Source organism: Pseudomonas sp. (genome assembly GCF_048269965.1).
In the GTDB taxonomy this organism is placed as follows: Bacteria; Pseudomonadota; Gammaproteobacteria; order Pseudomonadales; family Pseudomonadaceae; genus Aquipseudomonas.
This window is the reverse complement of sequence record NZ_JBLWTV010000011.1, coordinates 74,076-96,563: the sequence shown is the minus strand read 5'-3', so window position 1 is coordinate 96,563 and position 22,488 is coordinate 74,076. Positions and strand designations below refer to the sequence as shown.

The window sequence follows — 22,488 nt, the reverse complement described above, 5'->3', positions numbered from 1 at the left end:
TTTAGCGGCGATTGTCGCGGCTGAAGCCCCTCCCACAGGCGGGTACGCTCACTTGTCGTAGGCGATGGGTAGGTCGATGCTGCCGTCGAGGAACCTGGTCGGGCCGCTGGCGCTGGGGTTGATGTCGAACTCGAAGATATCGGTCGGCAGCCACAGCGTGGCGCAGGCGTTGGGGATGTCGACCACGCCGCTGATATGCCCCTGTACCGGCGCCGAGCCGAGCAGCGAGTAGCCCTGGGCCGGCGAGTAGCCGAACTTGGTCAGGTAGTTGATGGCGTTGAGGCAGGCCTGCTTGTAGGCCAGGTTGACGTCCAGGTAGTGCTGCTTGCCGTCGTCGTCGACCGAGATACCCTCGAAGATCAGGTAGTTGTTGTAGGTGGGCACGATCGGGCTGGGCTTGAAGATCGGGTTCTTGATGCCGTACTTGGCCATGCCGCCCTTGATCAGCTCGACCTTCATGTGCACCCAGCCGGCCATCTCGATGGCGCCGCAGAAGGTGATCTCGCCATCACCCTGGCTGAAGTGCAGGTCGCCCACCGACAGGCCGGCGCCGTCGACATAGACCGGGAAGAAGATCTTCGAGCCGCGCGACAGATCCTTGATGTCACAGTTGCCGCCGTGCTCACGCGGCGGCACGGTGCGTGCGCCGGTAGCGGCTGCCAGGTCGCGCGCCTCGCCCTTCATCTTGCCCATATGCGCAGTGCTGGCGAACGGCGGGTTGGCCAGCGGCGGTACGCGAGTCGGGTTGGTATCGATCAGCGCCTGCTCACGCTTGTTCCAGTCGGCGAGCATCTTGTGATCCGGCAGGCAGCCGATCAGCCCTGGGTGGATCAGGCCGGCGAAACGCACACCGGGAATATGCCGGCTCTTGGTGAACATACCCTCGAAGTCCCAGATCGACTTCTGCGCGGACGGAAAATGGTCGGTGAGAAAGCCGCCGCCGTTGTTCTTCGAGAAGAAGCCGTTGAAGCCCCAGAGCATGTCCTGCTTGGCGCCGATATCGAGCAGCTCGACGATCAGCAGGTCACCTGGCTGAGCGCCCTTCACGCCCACCGGCCCGGACAGGTAATGCACGGTGGACAGGTCGACGTCACGCACATCGCTGGCGTCGTCGTCGTTCTTGATCGCACCGCCGGTCCAGTCGTAGGTCTCGAGAATGAAGTCATCCCCCGGGTTGACCCAGCAGGCCATGGGAATGTCCGGGTGCCAGCGGTTGTGCACCTGTTCGTTTTCGGTAGCAGCCTGGTTGAGGTCGACCTTGATCAGGGTATCGGTCATGACTGAGCTCCATAAGACCTGTGAGGAATGCCGGCCTGTGCCGGGATACGCAGCCAGTCTCGAACGCGCGGTGAAATCGGCCAATACGTTGGATGACGTATGCCCGCATTGCAGGGTTCATGCGGCCTGCAGGCATTTTTCGCAGGCGCGAAAAAGCGGCCGGTGCATGGAGAACACACCGGCCGTAAAGCGGGAATTTGTACCTGTAGGAGCCGGCTTGCCGGCGATTGATTGCAAGCGACAGCATCGCCCGCAAGCGGGCTCCTACAGATTGCGTCACACCGACAGATAACGGCTGATGCTCGCCTCGTCGACTTTGTCGCGGGTTTCCTCGACGACGAACTTGCCCTTCTCGATGACCAGGAAGCGGTCGGCGATTTCCATGGTGAACGACAGCACCTGCTCGGATACCACGATGGTCAGATCGCGCATGTTGCGGATCTCCTTCAGGCTGCGGGCGATATCCTTGATGATCGACGGCTGGATGCCCTCGGTCGGCTCGTCGAGCAGCAGCACCTTGGGGTTGGTGGCCAGCGCGCGGGCGATGGCCAGCTGTTGCTGCTGGCCACCGGAGAGGTTGCCGCCCTTGCGGTGGCGCATCTCGAGCAGTACCGGGAACAGCGCATAGAGATCGTCCGGCACCTTGCCACCGGCCGAAGCCGGCAGGCCGGTCTGGATGTTTTCCAGCACGGTCATGTGCGAGAAGATCATCCGCCCCTGCGGCACGTAGGCGATGCCGCTTTCCACCCGCTGATGGGTTTCCAGTTTCGACACGTCCTTGCCGTCCACGCGAATCTGCCCGCCCCACTGCGGCAGGATGCCCATCAGGCTCTTGAACAAGGTGGTCTTGCCCATGCCGTTGCGGCCCATCACCGCGACGATTTCCTTCTTCGCCACGTCGAGGTTGAGCTCGTGGAGGATCTGGCTCTGGCCGTAGCCGGAAGCGAGGTTGCTGATCTGGAACATAGATGACTCCTTGCTAAACACGTCCCGGATTTCATCCGGGCTACGCGGCTCGGTCGCTTGGTGCGCACGGCGCACCCTACGTCCGGTTGAAGCCTCGGCATCCGGGATCAATGCCCCAGATACACCTCGATGACCTTGGGATTGCTCTGCACCGCCTCCATGCTGCCCTCGGCCAGCACCTTGCCCTGGTGCAGCACCGTGACGCGGTGGGCGATGCTCTTGACGAACTCCATGTCGTGCTCGATGACCAACACCGAACGGCCCTGACTGATGCGATTGAGCAGATCGGCCGTAGCCACTCGCTCGCTGACACTCATGCCGGCCACGGGCTCGTCGAGCATCAATAACTGCGGGTCCTGCATCAACAGCATGCCGATCTCCAGCCACTGTTTCTGCCCGTGCGAGAGCAGGTCGGCCTGACGGTGCAGGTGATCGCCGAGCATGATTTCCTGCGCCACCTGTTCGACCCGCTCGATCACCTCTTGCGTGCGCTTGAAGAACAGCGCGCCGAACACCTTGCGCCCGGCCGGGTAGGACATTTCCAGGTTCTCGAACACCGTCAGGTTTTCGTAGATCGACGGGTTCTGGAACTTGCGCCCGACGCCAGCGCGAACGATGTCGTACTCGCGCATCCTGGTCAGCTCACGGCCGTCGAAATCGATGCTGCCGGCAGTGGCGCGGGTCTTGCCGCAGATCAGGTCGAGCACCGTGGTCTTGCCGGCCCCGTTGGGGCCGATCACCACATGCACTTCATTGCGGTCGACATAGAGGTTGAGGTCGTTGACCGCCTTGAAACCGTCGAAGGACACGGTCAGCCCTTCGATGGCCAGTACCGGCTTGGCGGCCTGAAAGCCTGCGGGGCTGTTCATGGCGTGGTCTCCAGTTCAGGGGTTGGGCGCTTGCGGGTGGCGATGACGGCAGGCGGCGGTGTAACGAGAACCTGCGGTTTGCGCCGCAGGCGTGCCAGCCAGCGTTTGCCGTGGCTGTCCCACAGGCCGGCCAGTCCATTGGGGAAGTACATGACCACGACGATGAACAGGCCGCCCATCAGGTACAGCCACAGCTCGGGGAAACTCTCGGAAAAGTAGGTCTTGCCGAAATTGACCAGCAACGCGCCGTACACCGCACCGAGCAGTGACAGGCGCCCACCGACCGCAGCGAAGATGACCATCTCGATCGACGGCACGATGCCGACGAAGCTCGGTGACATGAAGCCCACCTGCAGGGTGAACATCGCCCCGCCGATACCGGCGAACGCCGCACCGACGCAGAACACGAAGATCTTGAAGCTGGCCACGTCGTAACCGGAAAAACGCACCCGCTCTTCCTTGTCGCGCATCGCCAGGAGCAGACGGCCCAGCTTGGAGGCGATGATGAAACGCGCGATGAGAATGCAGCCGATCAACAGCGCCGCACTGACGAAGTAGAGGACCAGCTTGGCCTCGTCGCTGCGGATGTCCCAGCCCTTGAGCGTGCGCAGGTCGGTGATGCCGTTGACCCCACCGGTCAGCCCTTGTTGGCCGATGATCAGCACGGTGAGAATCAGCGCGATGGCCTGGGTGACGATGGAAAAGTACACGTCGCCGACGCGGCGCTTGAACATCGCAATACCGATCACCAACGCCAGCAACACCGGCACCACTACCACGGCGATCAGGGTGAAGCTCAGGCTGTGGAAGGGTTCCCAGAACAGCGGCAGTTCGGTGATCTGGTTCCAGTCCATGAAGTCCGGGATGCCGGGTGTGGACTGGATCTTGGTGCTCTCCGGGTCGGATGCCTCGAGCTTGAGGAACATCGCCATGCAGTAGCCACCCAGGCCGAAAAAGATGCCCTGGCCCAGGCTCAGGATGCCGCCATAGCCCCAGCACAGCACCAGGCCAACGGCAACGAAGGCATAGGTCAGGTATTTGCCCACCATGTTCAGGCGGAAGGCATCCAGCGCCAGCGGGAATACCACCAGGATCAGCGCGGCGAGCAGCGCCAGGCCGATGGCGCCCTGCTTGCCGCCGAGCAGTTTGTCGAGTGTCGGATTCATGCTCGTGCCCTCAATTCAACGATCCTGTAGGAGCCCGCTTGCGGGCGATGAATAGGTTTGCAATCGCCCGCAAGCGGGCTCCTACGTTTCATTTGCGCACCTTGGCCGAGAACAGCCCCTGCGGGCGCAGCATCAGGATCAGCACCACGGCGGAAAGGGTGAACACCTTGGCCATCGAACCGCTGGTGAAGAACTCCAGCAGCGATTGCGCCTGGGCGATGCTGAAGGCCGAGGCGATGGTGCCGAGCAAGCTGGAGGCGCCGCCGAAGACCACCACCAGGAAGGTATCGACGATGTACAGCGAACCTGCCGTAGGCCCAGTCGAGCCGATGGTGGTGAAAGCAGCGCCTGCAACGCCGGCCACGCCACAGCCTAGGGCGAAGGTCATGCGGTCGACGCGCTTGGTGTTGATGCCCACGGAACGCGCCATCACCCGATTCTGCATGGTGGCGCGCACCTGCAGACCCCAGCGCGAGCGGTAGATCATCAGAAACAGCAAGGCGGTGAGCAGCAGGGTCAGGCCCATGACGAACAGGCCGTTGCGCGGAATATCGATGGCCTCGGTCGGGTTCCACGAGCCCATCAGCCAGTCCGGAAGCGTGGCGCTGACTTCACGCGCGCCGAAGATCGAACGAAAGCCCTGCTGCATCACCAGGGACAGGCCCCAGGTAGCCAGCAAGGTGTCCAGCGGACGCTGGTAGAGCTTGCTGATCATCGCCCATTCCACCAGCCAGCCGATGGCGCCGGCGATGAAGAACGAGAGGATGATCGCGAAGAAGAAATAGTAAGGCCCGAAGGCCGGTGCGTAGCTGGACGTCAGTGAAGACACCACGAAGGTGGTGTAGGCGCCGATGGTGAGAAACTCGCCATGCGCCATGTTGATCACGCCCATCTGCCCGAAGATGATCGCCAGCCCCAGAGCCATCAGCAGCAGCACGCAGAACACGGACAAGCCGTTGAACCCCTGCATGGCTGCGATGGCGCCGAATTCCGATAGCCATTCCATGTCGATGGTCTCCAGAAGAAAAGAGATAAGCCGGTAGGAGCCGGCTTGCCGGCGATCGGCCCGTGAGGCGCCATGGATCGCCCGCAAGCGGGCTCCTACGAGGAGAGAAGTGTTACTGGTAGCCTTCCGGGAAGGGGTTCGGTTCGATCAGGTCGGACTCGAACACCACCTTGAATTGACCGTCTTTCTGCACTTCACCGATGCGGGTCTTGCTCCACAGGTGATGGTTGTCGTGCACCTTGACGTAGCCTTCCGGCGCGGTGTCCAGCTCGATGCCCGGGGAAGCGGCGACCACCTTGTCGATGTCGAAGCTGCCAGCCTTCTCCACGGCGGCTTTCCACAGCCACGGGCCGAGGTAGGCGGCCTGGGTCACGTCACCGATCACCGCGTCCTTGCCGTACTTGGCCTTGAAGGCTTCGACGAAGGCGCTGTTGTTCGGGTTGTCCAGGCTCTGGAAGTACTTCATCGAGGCGTAGAAGCCGGCCATGTTCTCGCCGCCGATACCCAGCAACTCGTCTTCGGTGACCGACAGGGTCAGCAGGGTCTGCTTGTCGGCGGTGACGCCGGCGGCCTTCATCTGCTTGTAGAAGGCGACGTTGGAGCCACCGACCACGGCGGCGAACACCACGTCAGGCTTACGCAGCTTGATCTTGTTGATCAGCGAGCCGAACTGGGTATTGCCCAGCGGGTAGTACTCTTCGCCGACCACCTTGCCGCCGAGCACGTTCTCGATGTGCTTGCGCGCGATCTTCATCGAGGTGCGCGGCCAGATGTAGTCCGAGCCCAGCAGGTAGAAAGTCTTCGCGCCCTTCTCCTTGGCGACCCAGTCCAGGCCCGCGAGGATCTGCTGAGTGGCTTCCTGGCCGGTGTAGATGACGTTCTTCGACTGCTCCAGGCCTTCGTAGAAGGTTGGGTAGTAGAGCAGGCCGTTTTCCTTCTCGAACACTGGCAGCACCGCCTTGCGCGAAGCCGAAGTCCAGCAGCCGAACACGGTAGCGACCTTGTCGCCGACCAGCAGCTTGCGCGCCTTCTCGGCGAAGGTTGGCCAGTCGGAAGCCCCATCTTCCTGAACGACCTTGATCTGCCGGCCGAGCACGCCGCCGCTGGCGTTGATCTGCTCGATGGCCAGACGCTCGGCCTGAATCGAACCGGTTTCGGAAATGGCCATGGTGCCGGTGGCCGAATGCAGAATGCCAACCGTGACCTCGCTGTCGGTCACCGCCAGGCCGGTGGTATTCACCTCGGCGCTGGCCACATGGCTGAACAGGCTGGCGGCCAGCAGCGAGAGCGCTGCCGCCCCCACCGCCAGCCGGCGTGGAAGAAGTCGAATCGGTTGAGAGTCCATGGTCGTGCTCCTGTGCTGGTTATTCGTGCCGAACCACGCCGGCTTCGCAGCAAGGATGCGTTTGCCCCACCGAGCGGGGTATACGCAGCATGACGTAAGGGCATACGTCATCTGACGTACAGCGCCCTGCGCCAGTCTGGTGCAAGCTCAGCGCAGAAAAACCAGGCAGACAGAAGCCCGCGCGCGCGGCGGAGGCCTCGCCGAGCCAGGGCATGGAAGTTGCTGACATCCTCCCTGTAGGAGCCCGCTTGCGGGCGATCAGCATCGTCTGATCAGGGCACATCGCCGGCAAGCCGGCTCCTACAGGGACGCGCGACAGGGACGGTCTTATCCGATAACGCCAGCAGGACTTCGCCCGTGCAGCCAACCGGCACCCAGCGCATCATCAAGATTCGCCGCGACTACAACGCCTGGGTCGCCGACGAGACCATGGAGGACTACGCCCTGCGCTTCACGCCCAGGTCGTTCCGCAAATGGTCGGAACTGCGCATCGCCAACACCGCGCTCGGCGCCGTGTCGTTCCTCGCCCTGGAAGCCATCGGCGGCGCCCTGGCGCTGTCCTACGGCTTCACCAACACCCTGTGGGCGATCCTCGCGGTCAGCCTGGTGATCTTCCTCACCGGCCTGCCGATCAGCTACTACGCCGCCCGCTCCGGCCTGGACATGGACCTGCTGACCCGTGGCGCCGGTTTCGGCTATATCGGCTCGACCATCACCTCGCTGATCTACGCCAGCTTCACCTTCCTGTTCTTCGCCCTCGAGGCGGCGATCATGGCCCTGGCCCTGGAGCTGTACTTCGACATCCCGTTGGCCCTGGCCTATGTGATCTGCTCGATCATCATCATTCCGCTGGTGGCCTACGGCATCACCCTGATCAACCGTCTGCAGATGTGGACGCAACCCGTGTGGCTGTTTCTGCTGGTGCTGCCCTACGTGTTCGTCATCGCCAAGAACCCCGAGGCGCTGTCGGACTGGACCAGCTTCGCCGGCCGTGAGGGCGACCCCGGCAGCTTCAACCTGCTGCACTTCGGCGCTGCCTGCACCGTCGCCCTGGCCCTGATCACGCAGATCGGCGAGCAGGTCGATTACCTGCGCTTCCTGCCGGAGAAAACCCGCGCCAACCGCGTGCGCTGGTGGACGGCGCTCCTCCTGGCAGGCCCTGGCTGGATCATCCCCGGCGCGCTGAAGATGCTCGCAGGCGCCTTCCTCGCCTTTCTCGCCCTGCAGCATGAAATCCCCATGGAGCGCGCGGCCGAGCCGACGCAGATGTACCTGGTGGCCTTCAACTACGTGTTCGCCTCGCCGCAATGGGCACTGGCGGCCATGGTGCTGTTCGTCATCGTCAGCCAGGTGAAGATCAACGTCACCAACGCCTATGCCGGTTCGCTGGCCTGGTCGAACTTCTTCGCCCGCATCACTCACAGCCATCCTGGTCGCGTGGTATGGCTGGTGTTCAACGTGGCCATCGCCCTGATGCTGATGGAGCTGGGCGTGTTCGAGGCAATCGAGGAAGTGCTCGGCCTCTACGCCAATATCGCCATCGCCTGGATCGGCGCGCTGGTGGCCGATCTGGTGATCAACAAGCCGCTGGGCCTGTCGCCGAAATACATCGAGTTCAAGCGCGCACACCTCTACGACATCAACCCGGTGGGCGTCGGCGCCATGCTGATCGCCTCCTTGCTCTCGGTCCTTGCCCACGGCGGCCTCTTCGGCGCCCTGGCGCAAGCGGCCTCACCGGCCGTCGCGCTGTGCTCGGCATTTTTGTTGGCACCGCTGTTGGCCTGGCTCACCGGCGGGCGTTACTACATTGCCCGCGAACGCCAGCCGCACCTGCTTTATCCCCACACCGAGGCCGGCCAGGTGCAGTGCGGTCTGTGCAACAACCGTTTCGAAGAACCAGACACTGCACACTGCCCCGCCTATGGCGCGCCGATCTGCTCGCTGTGTTGCTCGCTCGACGCGCGCTGCGAGGATCGCTGCAAACCCAGAGCCCGCCTGAGTGATCAGCTCGATGACTTCATCGGCTGGCTCTTCCCGCGCGTCTCCATCCCGCGCCTGCACAGCCGTCTGGCGCAATACCTGGGCCTGCTATGCCTGCTGGTACTGATGCTGTTCGGCGCACTGGCGTTGATCTATAGCCAGGTGTCGCTAAGCCTGCTGACACAGGAGCCGGAAGTCCGCCAGACACTGTTCCAGGCTTTCCTCAAGGCCTTCCTGACGCTCTCGTTATTCGCCGCCATGCTCGCCTGGTGGCTGGTGCTGACCCGCGAAAGCCGGCGCGTGGCACAGGAGGAATCGGATCGTCAGACCCTGCTGCTGATGCAGGAGATCGAAGCCCACCGCAAGACCGACGAAGCCCTGCAGCAGGCCAAGGAAGCCGCCGAAGCGGCCAATGCGGCGAAGAGCCGCTACGTCACCGGGCTGTCGCACGAGCTGCGTACACCACTCAACAGCATCCTTGGCTACACCCAGATCCTGCAGCGCGACGCCGCCATGCAGAACCAGCACAAGGATGCCCTGGCCACCATCCTGCGCAGTGGCTCGCACTTGCTGTCTTTGATCGATGGCCTGCTCGACGTGGCCAAGATCGAGGCCGGCAAACTGCACCTGGAACTGGCGGAAATACCCTTTCCGGAGTTCATCGACCAGATCGAGCGCATGTTCACCCCGCAGGCGGCGGAGAAAGGCCTGCACTTTCGCCTCGAATGCATCGGCCGTATGCCCACCGTGGTGCGAGGCGACGAGAAACGCGTGCGGCAGATTCTGATCAACCTGCTGGGCAACGCGGTGCGCTTTACCGAGCGCGGCGAAGTACGTCTGCGCGTCGGCTACATGCGCGAGACCGCCACCTTCGAGATCATCGACACTGGAATTGGCATCGCCCCGGAGCAGATCGAGCGGATCTTCCAGCCCTTCGAACGCGGCGACCTGATGCGCCAGGACAACGGTGTCGGCCTCGGCCTGACCATCACGCGCATGCTCACTTCGCTGATGGGCGGCGAGCTCTCCGTACACAGCCAAGCCGGCCAGGGCACGTGCTTTCAGGTGCGCCTGTTCCTCTCCGAAGTACGGGTGCCGCAGGCGGTGGTGCACGTCGAACACGACATCACCGGCTACCAGGGCGAGCGCAGGCTGATCCTGGTGGTGGACGATCACCTCGAGCATCGCCGCGTGCTGGCCGGCATGCTCGAACCGCTGGGTTTCGAGGTGATCCAGGCCGCCAGTGGCCAGGAGGCGATCCGTCAGGTGGCGTTGCACAATCCGGCGTTGATCCTGATGGACCTGTCCATGCCACAGATGGACGGCTGGGAAACCAGCCGCCTGATTCGCCGCAACACCCAGTGCCAGGCGCCGATCATCGTCATCTCCGCCAACGCCTTCACCGACGACCGCGAGCGCAGCATCGCCGCTGCCTGCGACGACTACCTGGCCAAACCGGTGTACACCCCGCAGTTGCTGGAGCGCATTCAGCACCAGCTCGGCCTGACCTGGGTGCACCGCACCCGGCTGCAATCGTCACCGTCCGAGATCATGACGCTGCCGGGCACCGACGACCTGCAGGCGCTGCGCGAACTGGGCGCACTGGGTTACGTGCGCGGCATCCAGCAACGCCTGGACGATATCGACCGGCGCGATCCGGCCTGCGCCGGCTTCACCGCGTCCATGCGCCTGCTGGTGAAGAGCTTCCAGCTCGACGAATTCAACCGCCAACTGAAGGAGGCCGAACATGAATGCGCCGCTCCACCAGCCTGAGTCGCGGACTCCAGCCACCCAGCAGGCCGAACGCGGCATCATCCTGATCGTCGACGACACACCGGATAATCTCGCGCTGCTCTCCGACGCCCTCGACGACGCCGGCTACATGGTGCTGGTCGCGCTGGACGGTGCAAGCGCGCTGGGCCGCATCCAGCGGCGGCGCCCCGACCTGGTCCTGCTCGACGCGATGATGCCGGGGCTGGACGGTTTCGAGACCTGCCGGCGAATCAAGGCCGAGCCGAGCAGCGCCGACATCCCGGTGCTGTTCATGACCGCACTGACCGACAGCGAACACGTGGTACAGGGCTTCGAGGCCGGCGGTATCGACTACGTGACCAAGCCGATCAACCCCGAGGAAGTGCTCGCCCGCGTCGCCTCGCATTTGCGTACCGCGCGCATTCTGCAGGCTGCACGTGCGGCGTCGGGACCAGTCAACCTCAGCCTCGACGACGCCCCGGCGTATGCCAGGCTATCGGCGCGCTTTCAGCTCACCGAGCGCGAAGTGCAGGTGCTGCGCTGGGTAGCCTGCGGCAAGACCAACCGCGACATCGGCGACATCCTCGGCCTCAGTCCGCGCACGGTGAACAAGCACCTGGAGCACGTCTACGTGAAGCTCGGCGTGGAGACCCGCACCGCCGCTGCCTCGGTGGCCATGACGGCGATCGGCGAGAGGTGCCCATAGCCCGGGCTTGCCAGAGACCGACATCGCCCTGGGTCTCGGCGACCGCTTGCCTTGGCCTGATCGAACCTCCCGAACGCCCCAGTACCGTTACTCGGACGGCTCATCCTCCAATGTCCAGGCCACCAGCGAGTCGCCCATGCGCGTGCCGAACGAGCCGTGTCCGCCGGCCATCACCACCACGTACTGCTTGCCGGTCTTTTCCGAGACATAGCTGATGGGCGTGGCCTGACCGCCTGCCGGCAGCCTGTCCTTCCACAGTTCCTCGCCGGTGCGCATGTCGTAGGCGCGCAGGTAGTAGTCCAGTGTGCCGCTGAGAAAGCCCAGGCCGCTGGCAGTGATCAGCGGCCCGCCGAGTGCCGGCACGCCCACCGTCAGGGGGATGCCCAGCGGAGCGCTGTCGCGGCTGGTGCCGTTCTTGCGCTGCCAGACCTTCTCCATGCTGCGCAGATCCACCGCCGTGACATAGCCCCATGGCGGCGCCTGGCAAGGCAGCCCCAGCGGTGACAGGAACGGCTCCAGGCTGACCATGTAGGGCGCGCCGAGGTTGGGTTGCAGGCCCCGCTCGCTGCCACTGGCGCCAGCCTGTCCAGACTCTCCCTGACGCTTGACCAGACGCGAGACGAACGCCAGGTAGTTGGGCGCGCCGAATAGGATATGCCGCTGCGGATCGACCGCCACCGAGGGCCAGTTGAACACCCCGACGTTGCCCGGGTAGATCAGCGATCCCTGCTCCGACGGCGGGGTGAAGTCGCCCTCGTAACGCAGGCGGTGGAACTGGATGCGGCAGATCAACTGGTCGAACGGCGTACCGCCCCACATGTCGCGTTCGTGCAGCGGCTCATCGGGGGCATAGCTGAGTGCCGAAGCCGGCTGGGTCGGTGCGGTGAAGTCGCCCGCCACCGTGCCCTGTGGCACCGGATGCTCGCTGACCGGCACGATAGGTTCGCCGCTGCGCCGGTCGAGCACGTAGAGGTCGCCACGCTTGGTCGCCTGGATGATGGCCGGCAGCGGCCCATCGGGGCCTTCGATATCCACCAGGGTGGGCTGGGACGGCAGGTCGCGGTCCCAGAGGTCATGGTGCACGGTGCGAAACTCCCAACGTAGCCGTCCGGTTTCCAGGTCCAGCGCCACCAGCGCCGCCGTGAAGCGCTCGGCCTCGGCGCTGCGCTGCACGCCCCACTGGTCAGGCGTCTGGTTGCCCATGGGGATGTACACCAGGCCCAGCGCCTCGTCCGCCGTGGCGATGGTCCAGGAGTTGGGCGTGCTGCGCACGTAGGTCTCGCCTGAGGGCAAGGGTGCGGTGGCCTCGGGGCGGCCGGGGTCGAAGTTCCACACCAGCTCGCCGCTGCGCACGTCATAAGCGCGGATCACCCCGCCCGGCGAATCCACCGAGCCGTTGTCGGTCACCGAACCGCCGACTATCACCAGTTTCTCGGTTACCACCGGCGGCGAAGTCGGCAGGTAGACGCCCAGCGCGTCGTCACCCAGTCCCACCTTGAGATCGACCATACCGGCGTCGCCGAAGTCCTCACAAGGCTTGCCGTCATGCAGATCGAGCGCGTACAGCACGGCGTCGTTGGTCGGCAGGAACAGCCGTTGCGTGCAGCGCGGCGGTGCTTGCGGCGAAAGCTCGGCGACCGCACCATCTCGCGCTGCGATCAAGGGGCCGGCATAGGCGGCAGCATCGTGGTAGGCCAGGCCGCGGCAGGTCATGTGCTGGTAATACTCGGCCTGACGGTTGATGGCCGGGTCGAAGCGCCAGCGCTCCTCGCCAGTATCGGCGTCCACGGCGATGGCGATGCTGTGTGGCGTGCAGATGAACAGGTTGTCGCCGACCTTCAGCGGTGTCACCTGGTTGGTAATCTCACCGGGATCGCCCGCGCCAGGCAGGTCGCCGGTATGGAATTGCCAGGCCTTCTTCAGTCGTCCGACATTGGCCGAGGTGATCTGCTCGGCGCTGGCGTAGCGTTCGCCGCGTGCCGAACCGCCATAGGCGGTCCATTCGCTGGCCGAGCGGCTGCCTGGCACCACACCAGCAGTCGTCACGCGCGGCTCGTCGAAACGGCCGGGCAGGCGATGGTAGTCCTGCGTCAGCGAATAAACTGCCATGCTCGCGCCCAGCAGCAGGCCGATGCCCAGCACAACGCTGGCACCGTCACGCCAGGGCTGCCCGGGCGCGATGTGCCGGTTGATCCAGGGCAGCAGCAGCCACAGACCGAGCACGCACCACAGGTCGATACGCGGCGCCATCTGCCACCAGTCGAAGCGTACCTCGTAGATCGTCCAGGCCAGACTCGCCAGCAACAGCAGCGCATACAGCCACAAGGCCGCACGCTGACGGCACTGAATCAGCACACCCACCAACAGCAGGCCGATGCCCGCCAACAGGTAGTACCAGGACCCGCCCAGCCACAGCAGATAGGCACCGCCAAGCGCCAGCAGCGCGCCCAGAACGCCGGTCACCCAGGTCGTCAGTTTGATGCGCATGGGCTGCGCCTTGTTGTTCTCGGTCATTGCTCGCTCCCCGAACCACTGCCCCGTCCAGACCAGGGCCCTGATCTGTGGATGCGCAGTGACGGAGAGAGTTCAGCGATTCTGCGGCAGCATGAGTGACAAGCAGCGCGGCCGCGCCCTCCCCGCGTCGCCAGTGTTGGCATAAAGTGGTGCCTGAACCCGATCCACACTGGAGCAGCAATGGCCCACCCGAACCTCGTCGTCCTCACTGGCGCCGGCATCTCCGCCGAGAGCGGCATTCGCACCTTCCGTGCCGCTGACGGACTCTGGGAAGACCACCGCATCGAAGAGGTGGCCACGCCCGAAGGGTTCGCCCGTGATCCGGCCCTGGTGCAGCGCTTCTACGACATGCGCCGCGCCCAGCTGCGCGACCCGGCCATCGAGCCGAATGCCGGGCACCTGGCCCTGGCCGAGCTGGAGGCTGGTTGGCAGGGGGAATTCCTGCTGGTCACGCAGAACGTCGACAACCTGCACGAACGCGCCGGTTCCAAACGCCTGCTGCACATGCACGGCGAGTTGCAGTCGATGCTGTGCAGCAACAGCCAGCAGCGTTTTCCCTTGCTGGAGGACATGCCTGTCACGCAACCCTGCACATGCTGCGGGCTGGTCGGCAGCTTGCGCCCGGATATCGTCTGGTTCGGCGAGATGCCCTATCACATGGAGCGCATCCATGACGCGCTGGAGCAGTGCGAGCTGTTCGTCAGCATCGGCACCTCGGGGCACGTCTACCCGGCGGCTGGTTTCGTCGAACAGGCGCGTCGCGCGGGCGCGCATACGCTGGAGATCAATCTGGAGCCGAGCCAGGGCCATTCGCTGTTCGCGGAAAAACGCTACGGCCCGGCCACCGAGCAACTACCGCGCTGGGTGGCGGAGCTGTTGACGCGTTGAGAGGGAACGTAGGGCGGGTGAAACCCGCCAATACGCAAATGACTGGCCGACTATGCATTCCAACCCGTAGGAGCGGCTTTAGCCGCGAAAGCTGTTCGTGGCTGAAGCGGAATGCCGCCCAACCGCTCCTACAAGGGCCAACGTCCGGCCGTATCCCCTAACCGGCGGCGTCCTGGACAGGCGCAACCGCTTCGGCCGGCACCTCGGGCTCCGGGCTGAACACGCCGTTGCTCCAGGCGTAGTAACCCAGGCCCAGCGCCAGCAGCAGCGCCAGTATCCAGGGCCACACCAGCGATTTGTTGGCATAGGGATCGCGCAACGCCCGGTCGCTGCCCTCGGGCAGTTCCGCCATCTGCGTGAGCGCGGTGCCGAAGGGAATGCTGATGCGCGCCTGGGCATTCACCGCCCAGCCGTTGCCATCGAGGATCGGCCCCAGGCTGCGGCGCCGCAGCTTGAACCAGGCCAGCAGCATGGCCGGCCCGGAGATGGCCAGCAGCACACCGAGCAGCAGCAGCGGAACCTGCCACCAGGCCAGCGACAGAATCCCCGTGACCACCGCTGCCAGTGCCGTGCCCAGGGCGCCGACCGCCAGGCCGATGGCCGCGAAGATACCGGCGAACTTGGCGATATCGAAGGCCGGGGTCGGCGTGGCGGCTGGAGCAGCCCCGGTTTCGCCGACCTTGGCTGCGGTCTTGCTGACCATGTCGGCGTCGCGACTGGCCGCAAGCTTCTGCACCTGATCGGATACCAGCTTGGAAACGCGTCGATACGGCGACCAGAACGCTTCTCGAATGCTGATCGCGTGCTGTACCACCTTGACCACGGTGGCATCCCAGTCGTTGCCCTCGCGGTCATAGAACAGGCCGTGGCGCCCTGCCTGCAGATCACCCTCGCCACCGGCAGTCACCGCCACCACGATATTCAGGCTTTCCTTGCCCCGCACCGGCTCACCGCGACGGGTGCAGGCGCAATAGAGCAGGAAGCAGTCGCTGGCCGCCGCCACCTTGGCGTGGGCCTCGACGTTGTCGACCTCGACCACCAGCTCGCAGCTCTTGCCGTCGATGAAGAGCACGCCCGCCTGGAACACGGCCTTTTCCTGACGCGAATAGAACGCCTGGAAGGACACGAAGTTGCGCAGCAGCGTGACCAGGCCATGACGCAGGCGAATCAGCTTGTCCAGCTCGACCAGCCCGTCCGCCGCTTCGGCCACGGTCTTGTCCTCTTCCACCAGCGCCAGCAGGCGCGCTTCGGCGCCCTGCTCCACCAGCTCGAGAATGCGTCCGCGCTCGAGCACCTCGGCGATCGCCACGTTCGGCGTCTCGGCGCGCCAGGCCAGGTAGTTGCCGCACAGAGCGACCAGATGCTGCCACTGCTCGCGCGACAGACTGTCCTGCTCGCCATACACCGGCACCACCACACGCTGGCGGAATTCATCGACGGCATGCTGCCAGGCAGGGTTGAGGCCCTTGCTCAGCGGCAGCTCGTCGCCATGCTGCACGGTTGCCAGGGGCAGATCGGCCACCTCACGGGCATCGGCCAGCGACAGCGAGGCCAGGCGCACCAGTTCCTCTTCCCTGGCGTTCATCAGGGCGGCGGCGCGCGGGTCGAACTCGGCCATGGCCACGCGGGTGAAGTAATCGTCGATCTTGGCGCGCACGGCACTCAGTGCCTCGACAGCGGCCACGGTACCCTCACCGAACGCATCCAGCCCCTGCTCGGCGGCACGCGCATGCCAGGCATGCAGCTGCCGCGCCTGATCGAAGAAGGTGGTGATCTGCTCGGCGCCGACGGCCGGCTCGCCACTGCGGTCGGTCTGCGCACCCAGGCAGGCGATGATGTCGGCGATGGCGGGCTTCAGCTCGGTATCGTCGGTAAAGGTCGCCGGTACCAGGCCGTCGCCGTTGGCCTGCTGCGGTGGGAACAGCTTCGCCAGATCAGCGGTATCGGCAGGCGTCAGGCTCTCGCCATCGGGGCGGCCGAGCACGCCCAGCAGGCGCTGCGCAGCCAGACGCAGACGCGCACCCACGGCATCGTCGGTGAGCGACGACAGTTGCAGCGGCCCCTCGTGGAACAGCACGGCGGGGTCGGCCAAGCGCGCCAGCGTCCAATCGACCGCATCGAGCATTTCCGGGGCGCGGATACGACCGTCATTGTTCTGGTCGATGTACTGCAGCATGCGCCGGTCCAGCTCCAGGTTGTTCACCGGGCAGGCCAGGCTGGCCCAGAGCTTCTGGTCCAGGCCGCGCAGGGCGGCGAGGTCGGCGGGGGTTTCCAGTTGCACCTGATCGAAGCCGCCGGCACGGAAGAAGCGCCAGCGATGCGCGAGAGCTTGAGTCATCTACAGAAGGTCCTTTCTTTGTGAGGGCGACTGCGCCACGAAGCCTGCTGAGGACCGTCGCGGCGCATCGGCGCACCGCCCCCTCAACAGACGCCTACTTGCCGGGCGCTGTTCGACTCAGTGTAACCGAGGCCACGGACCCTGCGCTTATTGCGCTGCGACCGCCACAGGCTGCGCCTCGGGCCGTTTGATCAGGGCATAGAGCCCCCCGGTCACCAGGCTGCCGGCGACGATGGCGAGCAGGTACAGCAGCGCGTGATTGATCGCGTTGGGAATCAGCAGCACGAACAGACCGCCGTGCGGCGCCATCAGCTTGCAGCCGAAGTACATCGACAGCGCGCCGGTCAGCGCACCACCGGCAATACTGGCCGGGATCACCCGCAACGGGTCCTTGGCGGCGAAAGGAATCGCCCCCTCGGAGATGAAGCACAGCCCCAGCACCCCGGCTGCCTTGCCGGCCTGGCGCTCGCTCTGGGCGAACTTGCGCCGCGCCAGCACGGTGGCGATGGCCATGCCGATGGGCGGCACCATGCCGGCCGCCATGGTCGCCGCCATCGGCGCATAACTGCTCGACGCCAGCAGGCCGACGGAGAAGGCATAGGCCGCCTTGTTGATCGGCCCGCCGAGATCGACGCACATCATGCCGCCGAGCAGCACACCCAGCAGGATCGCATTGGTGCTGCCCATGCCGTCGAGAAAGGCGGTGAGTCCCGCCAGCATGCCCGCCACCGGACTGCCGACCAGATAGATCATCACCAGCCCGGTGAACAGGCTGGCCACCAGCGGGATGATCAGAATCGGCTTGAGCGCCTCGACGCTGGCCGGCAGGCGCACCCAATGGGCGATGGCCTTGGCCGCATAGCCGGCAAGGAAACCGGCGATGATGCCGCCGATGAAGCCGGCCCCCAGCGAACCGGCCAGCAGCCCGCCGATCATCCCCGGCGCCAGGCCCGGACGGTCGGCGATGGAATAAGCGATGTAGCCGGCCAGCAGCGGCACCATCAGTTGAAAGGCGCTCTCGCCGCCGATCTTCATCAGCGCGGCGGCCAGGGTGCCCTCCTCCTTGAACGCCTCGATACCGAAGACGAACGACAGGGCGATCAGCAGACCGCCCGCCACCACCATCGGCAGCATGTAGGACACGCCGGTGAGCAGATGCTTGTAGGGGCCGGTTTTCTCGCCACTGCTGGCGACGGCCTGGCCCTCGGCGGGTGCGGCTTCGCTCAGCGGCCGCGCCTCGTTCAAGGCCCGTTCCAGCGTCTGTTGCGGCTGTTTCAGTGCCACACCGGTGCCGCAGCGGTAGACCTTCTTGCCGGCGAAACGGCTGGTATCCACCTCGATATCGGTGGCCAGCAGCACGGCATCGGCCGCCGCGATGGCGGCATCGTCGAGCAGGTTGCGCGCCCCGACCGAGCCGCGGGTTTCCACCTGCAGCTCGATGCCCATGCGCAGCGCCGCCTGCTGCAGCGCCTCGGCAGCCATGAAGGTGTGCGCCACGCCGGTCGGGCAAGCGGTCACTGCGACCAGCCGGCGGCGACCGCTCGCAGCAGGCTCGCTGCTTTCGCCATAGGGCTGAGCGCGCTCGGCGGCGTCACGCAGAAAACGCTGCGGGTCGGCCAATGCCTCGGCCGGCGAAGCCTGGAACAGGCGCTTGCCGGCAAAACGCGCCAGCGGCAGCTCACCGGTCTTGACCACCAGCACCCAGTCGGCGGCGGCGATCTGCGCCTCGCTCAAGGGCGAACCAATCGCGCGCGCGTCATGCACCTCGACACGGGTTTGCCAGCCCAGGCGCTCGGCGGCGGCCTGCAGCAGGCGCGAACACAGCACGCTGGTGACCTGGCCATTGGGGCAGGCAGTGACGATCAGCAGATTCATGGAGGGTGCCTCTTATTGTTCTAAAGGGTGCAGTTGCACGGCCGCTTCGAAGCGCGCCAGTTGCTCGCGATCATGGATGCCGAAGCCGATCTGGGTGACCGCCTGCGCCGCCACTGCCGTGGCCAGGCGCAGGGTGCGCGCGGCCGGCCAGCCTTCGAGCAGGCCATGCAGGCTGGCCGCCAGCAGCGAGTCGCCGGCACCGACCGTGCTGGCGACTTCGACGCGCGGCGGTATGGCACGCAGGGCGATGTCCGGCCCATGCCAGTCGACGCCCTCTGCGCCACGTGACAGCAACAGGTGCTCGATACCTTGCGCGCGCAGCGTGTGCACGGCAGCAGACAGGTCGCTGCCACACACCTCGGCCAGCTCCTGCTCGTTGGGTTTGATCAGCCAGGGCGCGACACCGAGGGCGGCTTGCAGGGCTGCCCCACTGCTGTCGACCGCCAGCGGCACGCCGCTGGCCTTGATCCGCCGCAACAGACCGGCAAACCACTGCGGGGTGACGCCACGTGGCAGGCTGCCGGCGACCACCACGGCGTCATGCCCGGCGAGCAGCGGCTCCAGCTCGGCCTCCAGGCGTTGCAGGTGCTCGGCCTCGACCTGCGGGCCGGGACCGTTGAGGTCGGTGATGCAGCCATCGGCCTCGGCCAACTTGATATTGCTGCGCGTCTCGCCCGGCACGCGGACGAACAGGTCGTGAAAACCGCGCCTGTGCATCAGGCTCTCGAACGGCGCGGCATTGGCGCGGCCGAGAAAACCACCCACGCTCAAGGTATGGCCAAGATCGGCCAGCACCTGGGCGACGTTCAGGCCCTTGCCGGCCGCGTGGCTGCGCAGCTCATGGCAGCGGTTGATCGCACCGGGCTGCAGGCGCTCGAGACGCAGGGTCAGGTCCAGCGCCGGGTTCAGGGTCAGGGTCAGGATTCGGGCCATCAGTGCATCTCCGCTACCAGCGCGCGCACGGCGCTGGCGCTGTCCAGAGTCAGGGCGCGGTCGGCCAGGGTTCGCGCCTGGCGGCTGTCCAGCTCACGCACGCGCGCCTTGACCAGGGCAATCGAACGCGGCGTCACGCTCAGTTCATCCACGCCGAGACCAACCAGCAGCGGTACGGCCAGACGGTCGCTGGCCAGTTCGCCGCAAATGCCGACCCACTTGCCTTGCGCATGGGCAGCGGTCACGGTCATCTCGATCAGGCGCAGCACCGCCGGGTGCAGGCCATCGGCCTGCGCCGACAGCTGCGGATGGCCACGGTCGATGGCCAGGCAGTACTGAGTCAGGTCATTGGTGCCGATGCTGAAGAAGTCCACCTCGCGCGCCAGCACCGGCGCCAGCAGCGCCGCCGAGGGCACTTCGATCATGATGCCGACTTGCAGGTCGCGCACCTCGATCTCCTCGCGCAGGCGCTGCACCATGTCACGCGCCGCACGCCACTCCTCCACCGAACCGACCATGGGGAACATGATCCGCAGCGGGCGGCCATCGGCCGAGGCAAGCAAGGCGCGCAACTGGGTTTCCAGAATGTCCGGGCGCTGCAGGCTCAGGCGAATGCCACGCACACCCAGGAAAGGATTTTCTTCGGCCGGCATCGGCCAGTACGGCAGGGGCTTGTCGCCGCCAACATCCAGCGTACGCACCACCAGCGGGCGCCCATCCAGCGCATCGAGCACGCGCCGGTACTCGCGCTCCTGCGCGGCGTGATCCGGCGCCTGGGCATGCTCCATGAACACCAGCTCGGTGCGCAGCAGGCCCACGGCTTCCGCGCCCAGTTCCACGGCGTCGGCGGTTTCGCCGCTGGCACCGATATTGGCTGCCACCTCCACACGCACGCCATCGCGCGTCTGCGCATCGTTGAAGCGCTCGGTATGCGCCTGCTCACGACGCTGCTGCGCCGTCTCACGTTCATGCAGCGCCTGGTCGCGCTCTGCAGCATCCGGGGCGATGCGCAGCAGACCGCTGTCGCCATCGAGCAGCAGCGGCGTGCCCTGTGCCAGCGCCAGCACGCCATCGCCAGCACCAACCACGGCGGGAATCCCCAGGGCGCGGGCGATGATCGCACTGTGCGCGGTGGCGCCACCCTGGGCGGTCAGGATGCCAGCCACACGCTGACGGTCGAGGCCGGCGACGTCCGACGGCACGACTTCAGCCATCACCAGGATGTAAGGCTCGTTCGGCTCGCTGGGCAGCTCGATGCCACACAGGTGCGCCAGCACGCGGTTGCCGATATCACGCAGGTCAGCCGCCCGCTCCGCCAGCAATGGGTCATGCAGCGCTTCCTGACGCCTGGCAGCGGCCTCGACTTCGATCTGCCAGGCCGCTTCGGCGCTTGCCCCCTTGCCCAGACGCGCCTCGACGTCATCACGCAGCGCCGGATCGGCGAGCATGGCCAGGTGGGCACTGAAGATTTCCCGAATGCTCGCCACACCGGCGCCATCGACCAGGCGCTGGATTTGCGCAGCGACAGCGACCAGGGCTGCATCCAGGCGCGCGTGCTCCTGCTCGACACCCTGGCCTTGCTCGGCGAAATGAAACGCCGGCGGCGTGCGCACCAGCGCCGGGCCGATGGCGATGCCGGGCGAGGCACCGACCGCCTGCAGGCGGCTACCGGCAACGGGAGCAAGCGCTTCGACAGGCTGCAGCTGCGCCGCGACTTCGGGCAGCGCGTCGCTCAGCGGCTCGACCGTTTCGCCCAGGCCACTTTCCAGCGCGGCGCGAATGGCCGGCAGTGCACTGTCGGCAATCGCCGGTTCGGCGCTGAATTCGAGCATCTGCCCACGCCGCGCGCCCAGCGCCAGCAGGCGGCTGAGGCTCTTGGCCGAGACCCCGGCGCCCGTGTCACCGAGCAGGCGCACGCGGGTCTCACCGGCGAAGCCCTGCGCCAGTTCGCTCAGCGCCTTGGCCGGGCGCGCGTGCAGACCATGGGCATTGAGCAGCGGCACGCTGAGGCTGGGCCAGTCCGGCGGCACTTCACCGCCCAGCGCCTCGATCACCTGGCGGCTGTCGCTGGCTTCGCTGAACGCAGCCGCGCGACCACCGATCAGCACATCGCACAACCGCTCCAGCGCCTGACGGTGCGCCTCACCCTGGCTGGCCAGGCAGAACAGGCCGCGCAGCGCCTCACCGCGAAAACTCAGCGGCTGCGCCGGCGTGACGAACGCCAGGCCGGGCCGCTCGACACTGGCCTCGCTGTGCAGCCACCACAGGCCATCGCCCAGCGGCAGCGGCTCGCCACGGGCCAGCCCAAGCGCGAAGCCGCTGCGCGCACAACCGGCCTGGCGCAACAGACGCGCGCCCTGCCAGAGCAATTCGTCGAAGTCTTCAACCGGCTGCGCCAGCGCCACCAGTTGGCCGTCCAGTGCCAGTGCCTGCGGTGCGCCCTGCAGCAACTCGAGTATCTGCGTCGGCTCGCGGGCTTCGCGCAGCGCCTGGCTCAGATCGCCTTCGCCCAGGGCGCGGGTCAGCAGTTGCAGCAGGTGCAGGTGTTCGTCGGATTGCGCGGCGATGGCAATGGCCAGGTAGACCTGCTGGCCATTGCCCCAGTCCACCCCGGCGGGGAACTGGATCAGGCTGACGCCGGTGCGCAGCACCTGATCGCGGGTCTGCGGTGTGCCATGGGGAATGGCGATGCCCTGACCGAGAAAGGTCGAACCCTGGGCTTCGCGCGCCTGCAGGCCTTCGAGATAAGCCGCAGTAGCCAGGCCGGCACCGGCCAGCGCATCGCCGAGCATGGCCAGGGCTTCACCCTTGTTCGCCGCCGCCCGGCCCATCTGGATTTGGCTGGCATCGAGTTCGAGCATGATGGTCTCCG

The 22,488-nt window shown here is 65.8% G+C and carries 14 protein-coding genes; 3 read left to right on the top strand and 11 right to left on the bottom strand.

Annotated elements, in window-relative coordinates; genetic code table 11:
- Positions 1 to 48: 48 nt before the first annotated feature.
- From fmdA to urtA, 6 genes are all read right to left on the bottom strand, one after another.
- On the bottom strand, positions 49 to 1,278 hold the full coding sequence (gene fmdA / locus ACN0X6_RS14410; RefSeq protein WP_192980050.1) for a formamidase: 1,230 nt from the start codon (positions 1,276 to 1,278) through the stop codon (positions 49 to 51).
- A 276-nt stretch (positions 1,279 to 1,554) separates the two neighbouring features.
- A complete protein-coding gene (gene urtE / locus ACN0X6_RS14405) occupies positions 1,555 to 2,244 on the bottom strand; it encodes an urea ABC transporter ATP-binding subunit UrtE (RefSeq protein WP_160019406.1) in 690 nt (229 codons plus the stop codon).
- A gap of 107 nt (positions 2,245 to 2,351) precedes the next feature.
- Positions 2,352 to 3,113: an urea ABC transporter ATP-binding protein UrtD gene (gene urtD / locus ACN0X6_RS14400; RefSeq protein ID WP_192980051.1), complete on the bottom strand. Its 762-nt coding sequence runs from the start codon at positions 3,111 to 3,113 to the stop codon at positions 2,352 to 2,354.
- Positions 3,110 to 4,279, bottom strand: coding sequence for an urea ABC transporter permease subunit UrtC (urtC, locus tag ACN0X6_RS14395; protein WP_417704895.1), 1,170 nt, complete (start codon positions 4,277 to 4,279; stop codon positions 3,110 to 3,112). Before urtC ends, urtD begins: the two co-directional genes overlap by 4 nt.
- Positions 4,280 to 4,367: 88 nt before the next feature.
- Positions 4,368 to 5,285 (bottom strand): urea ABC transporter permease subunit UrtB, encoded by a 918-nt coding sequence (gene urtB, locus ACN0X6_RS14390; RefSeq protein WP_072423750.1) that lies wholly within the window; start codon positions 5,283 to 5,285, stop codon positions 4,368 to 4,370.
- 112 nt (positions 5,286 to 5,397) lie between these two features.
- Positions 5,398 to 6,630, bottom strand: coding sequence for an urea ABC transporter substrate-binding protein (urtA, locus tag ACN0X6_RS14385; protein ID WP_192980053.1), 1,233 nt, complete (start codon positions 6,628 to 6,630; stop codon positions 5,398 to 5,400).
- A gap of 357 nt (positions 6,631 to 6,987) precedes the next feature.
- Between urtA and ACN0X6_RS14380 the strand changes: the two genes are divergently transcribed.
- Positions 6,988 to 10,383, top strand: coding sequence for an ATP-binding protein (locus ACN0X6_RS14380; RefSeq protein ID WP_417704893.1), 3,396 nt, complete (start codon positions 6,988 to 6,990; stop codon positions 10,381 to 10,383).
- Positions 10,358 to 11,068 carry a response regulator gene (locus tag ACN0X6_RS14375; RefSeq protein ID WP_417704891.1) on the top strand — a complete coding sequence of 237 codons (711 nt, stop codon included), beginning with the start codon at positions 10,358 to 10,360 and terminating at the stop codon, positions 11,066 to 11,068. The genes ACN0X6_RS14380 and ACN0X6_RS14375 overlap by 26 nt, the downstream gene beginning before the upstream one ends.
- Positions 11,069 to 11,155: 87 nt before the next feature.
- On the opposite strand, the gene ACN0X6_RS14370 is transcribed toward ACN0X6_RS14375, so the two are convergent.
- On the bottom strand, positions 11,156 to 13,582 hold the full coding sequence (locus ACN0X6_RS14370) for a membrane-bound PQQ-dependent dehydrogenase, glucose/quinate/shikimate family (protein WP_417704889.1): 2,427 nt from the start codon (positions 13,580 to 13,582) through the stop codon (positions 11,156 to 11,158).
- A gap of 180 nt (positions 13,583 to 13,762) precedes the next feature.
- Here ACN0X6_RS14370 and cobB point away from each other — a divergent pair, with 180 nt between their 5' ends.
- The gene (cobB, locus tag ACN0X6_RS14365; protein WP_417704887.1) at positions 13,763 to 14,470 is read left to right on the top strand and encodes a Sir2 family NAD+-dependent deacetylase; all 708 of its coding nucleotides are present in this window, start codon (positions 13,763 to 13,765) and stop codon (positions 14,468 to 14,470) included.
- Between the two features lie 157 nt (positions 14,471 to 14,627).
- On the opposite strand, the gene ACN0X6_RS14360 is transcribed toward cobB, so the two are convergent.
- The 4 genes from ACN0X6_RS14360 to ptsP form a co-directional block, all read right to left on the bottom strand.
- Positions 14,628 to 16,808, bottom strand: a complete 2,181-nt coding sequence (locus tag ACN0X6_RS14360) for a hypothetical protein (protein WP_417704885.1) — start codon at positions 16,806 to 16,808, stop codon at positions 14,628 to 14,630.
- Positions 16,809 to 16,955: 147 nt separating this feature from the next.
- Positions 16,956 to 18,683 carry a fructose-specific PTS transporter subunit EIIC gene (locus tag ACN0X6_RS14355; protein WP_417704883.1) on the bottom strand — a complete coding sequence of 576 codons (1,728 nt, stop codon included), beginning with the start codon at positions 18,681 to 18,683 and terminating at the stop codon, positions 16,956 to 16,958.
- Between the two features lie 12 nt (positions 18,684 to 18,695).
- Positions 18,696 to 19,616: a 1-phosphofructokinase gene (pfkB, locus tag ACN0X6_RS14350; RefSeq protein ID WP_417704881.1), complete on the bottom strand. Its 921-nt coding sequence runs from the start codon at positions 19,614 to 19,616 to the stop codon at positions 18,696 to 18,698.
- Positions 19,616 to 22,477 carry a phosphoenolpyruvate--protein phosphotransferase gene (ptsP, locus tag ACN0X6_RS14345; protein ID WP_417704880.1) on the bottom strand — a complete coding sequence of 954 codons (2,862 nt, stop codon included), beginning with the start codon at positions 22,475 to 22,477 and terminating at the stop codon, positions 19,616 to 19,618. Before ptsP ends, pfkB begins: the two co-directional genes overlap by 1 nt.
- Positions 22,478 to 22,488: the final 11 nt, after the last annotated feature.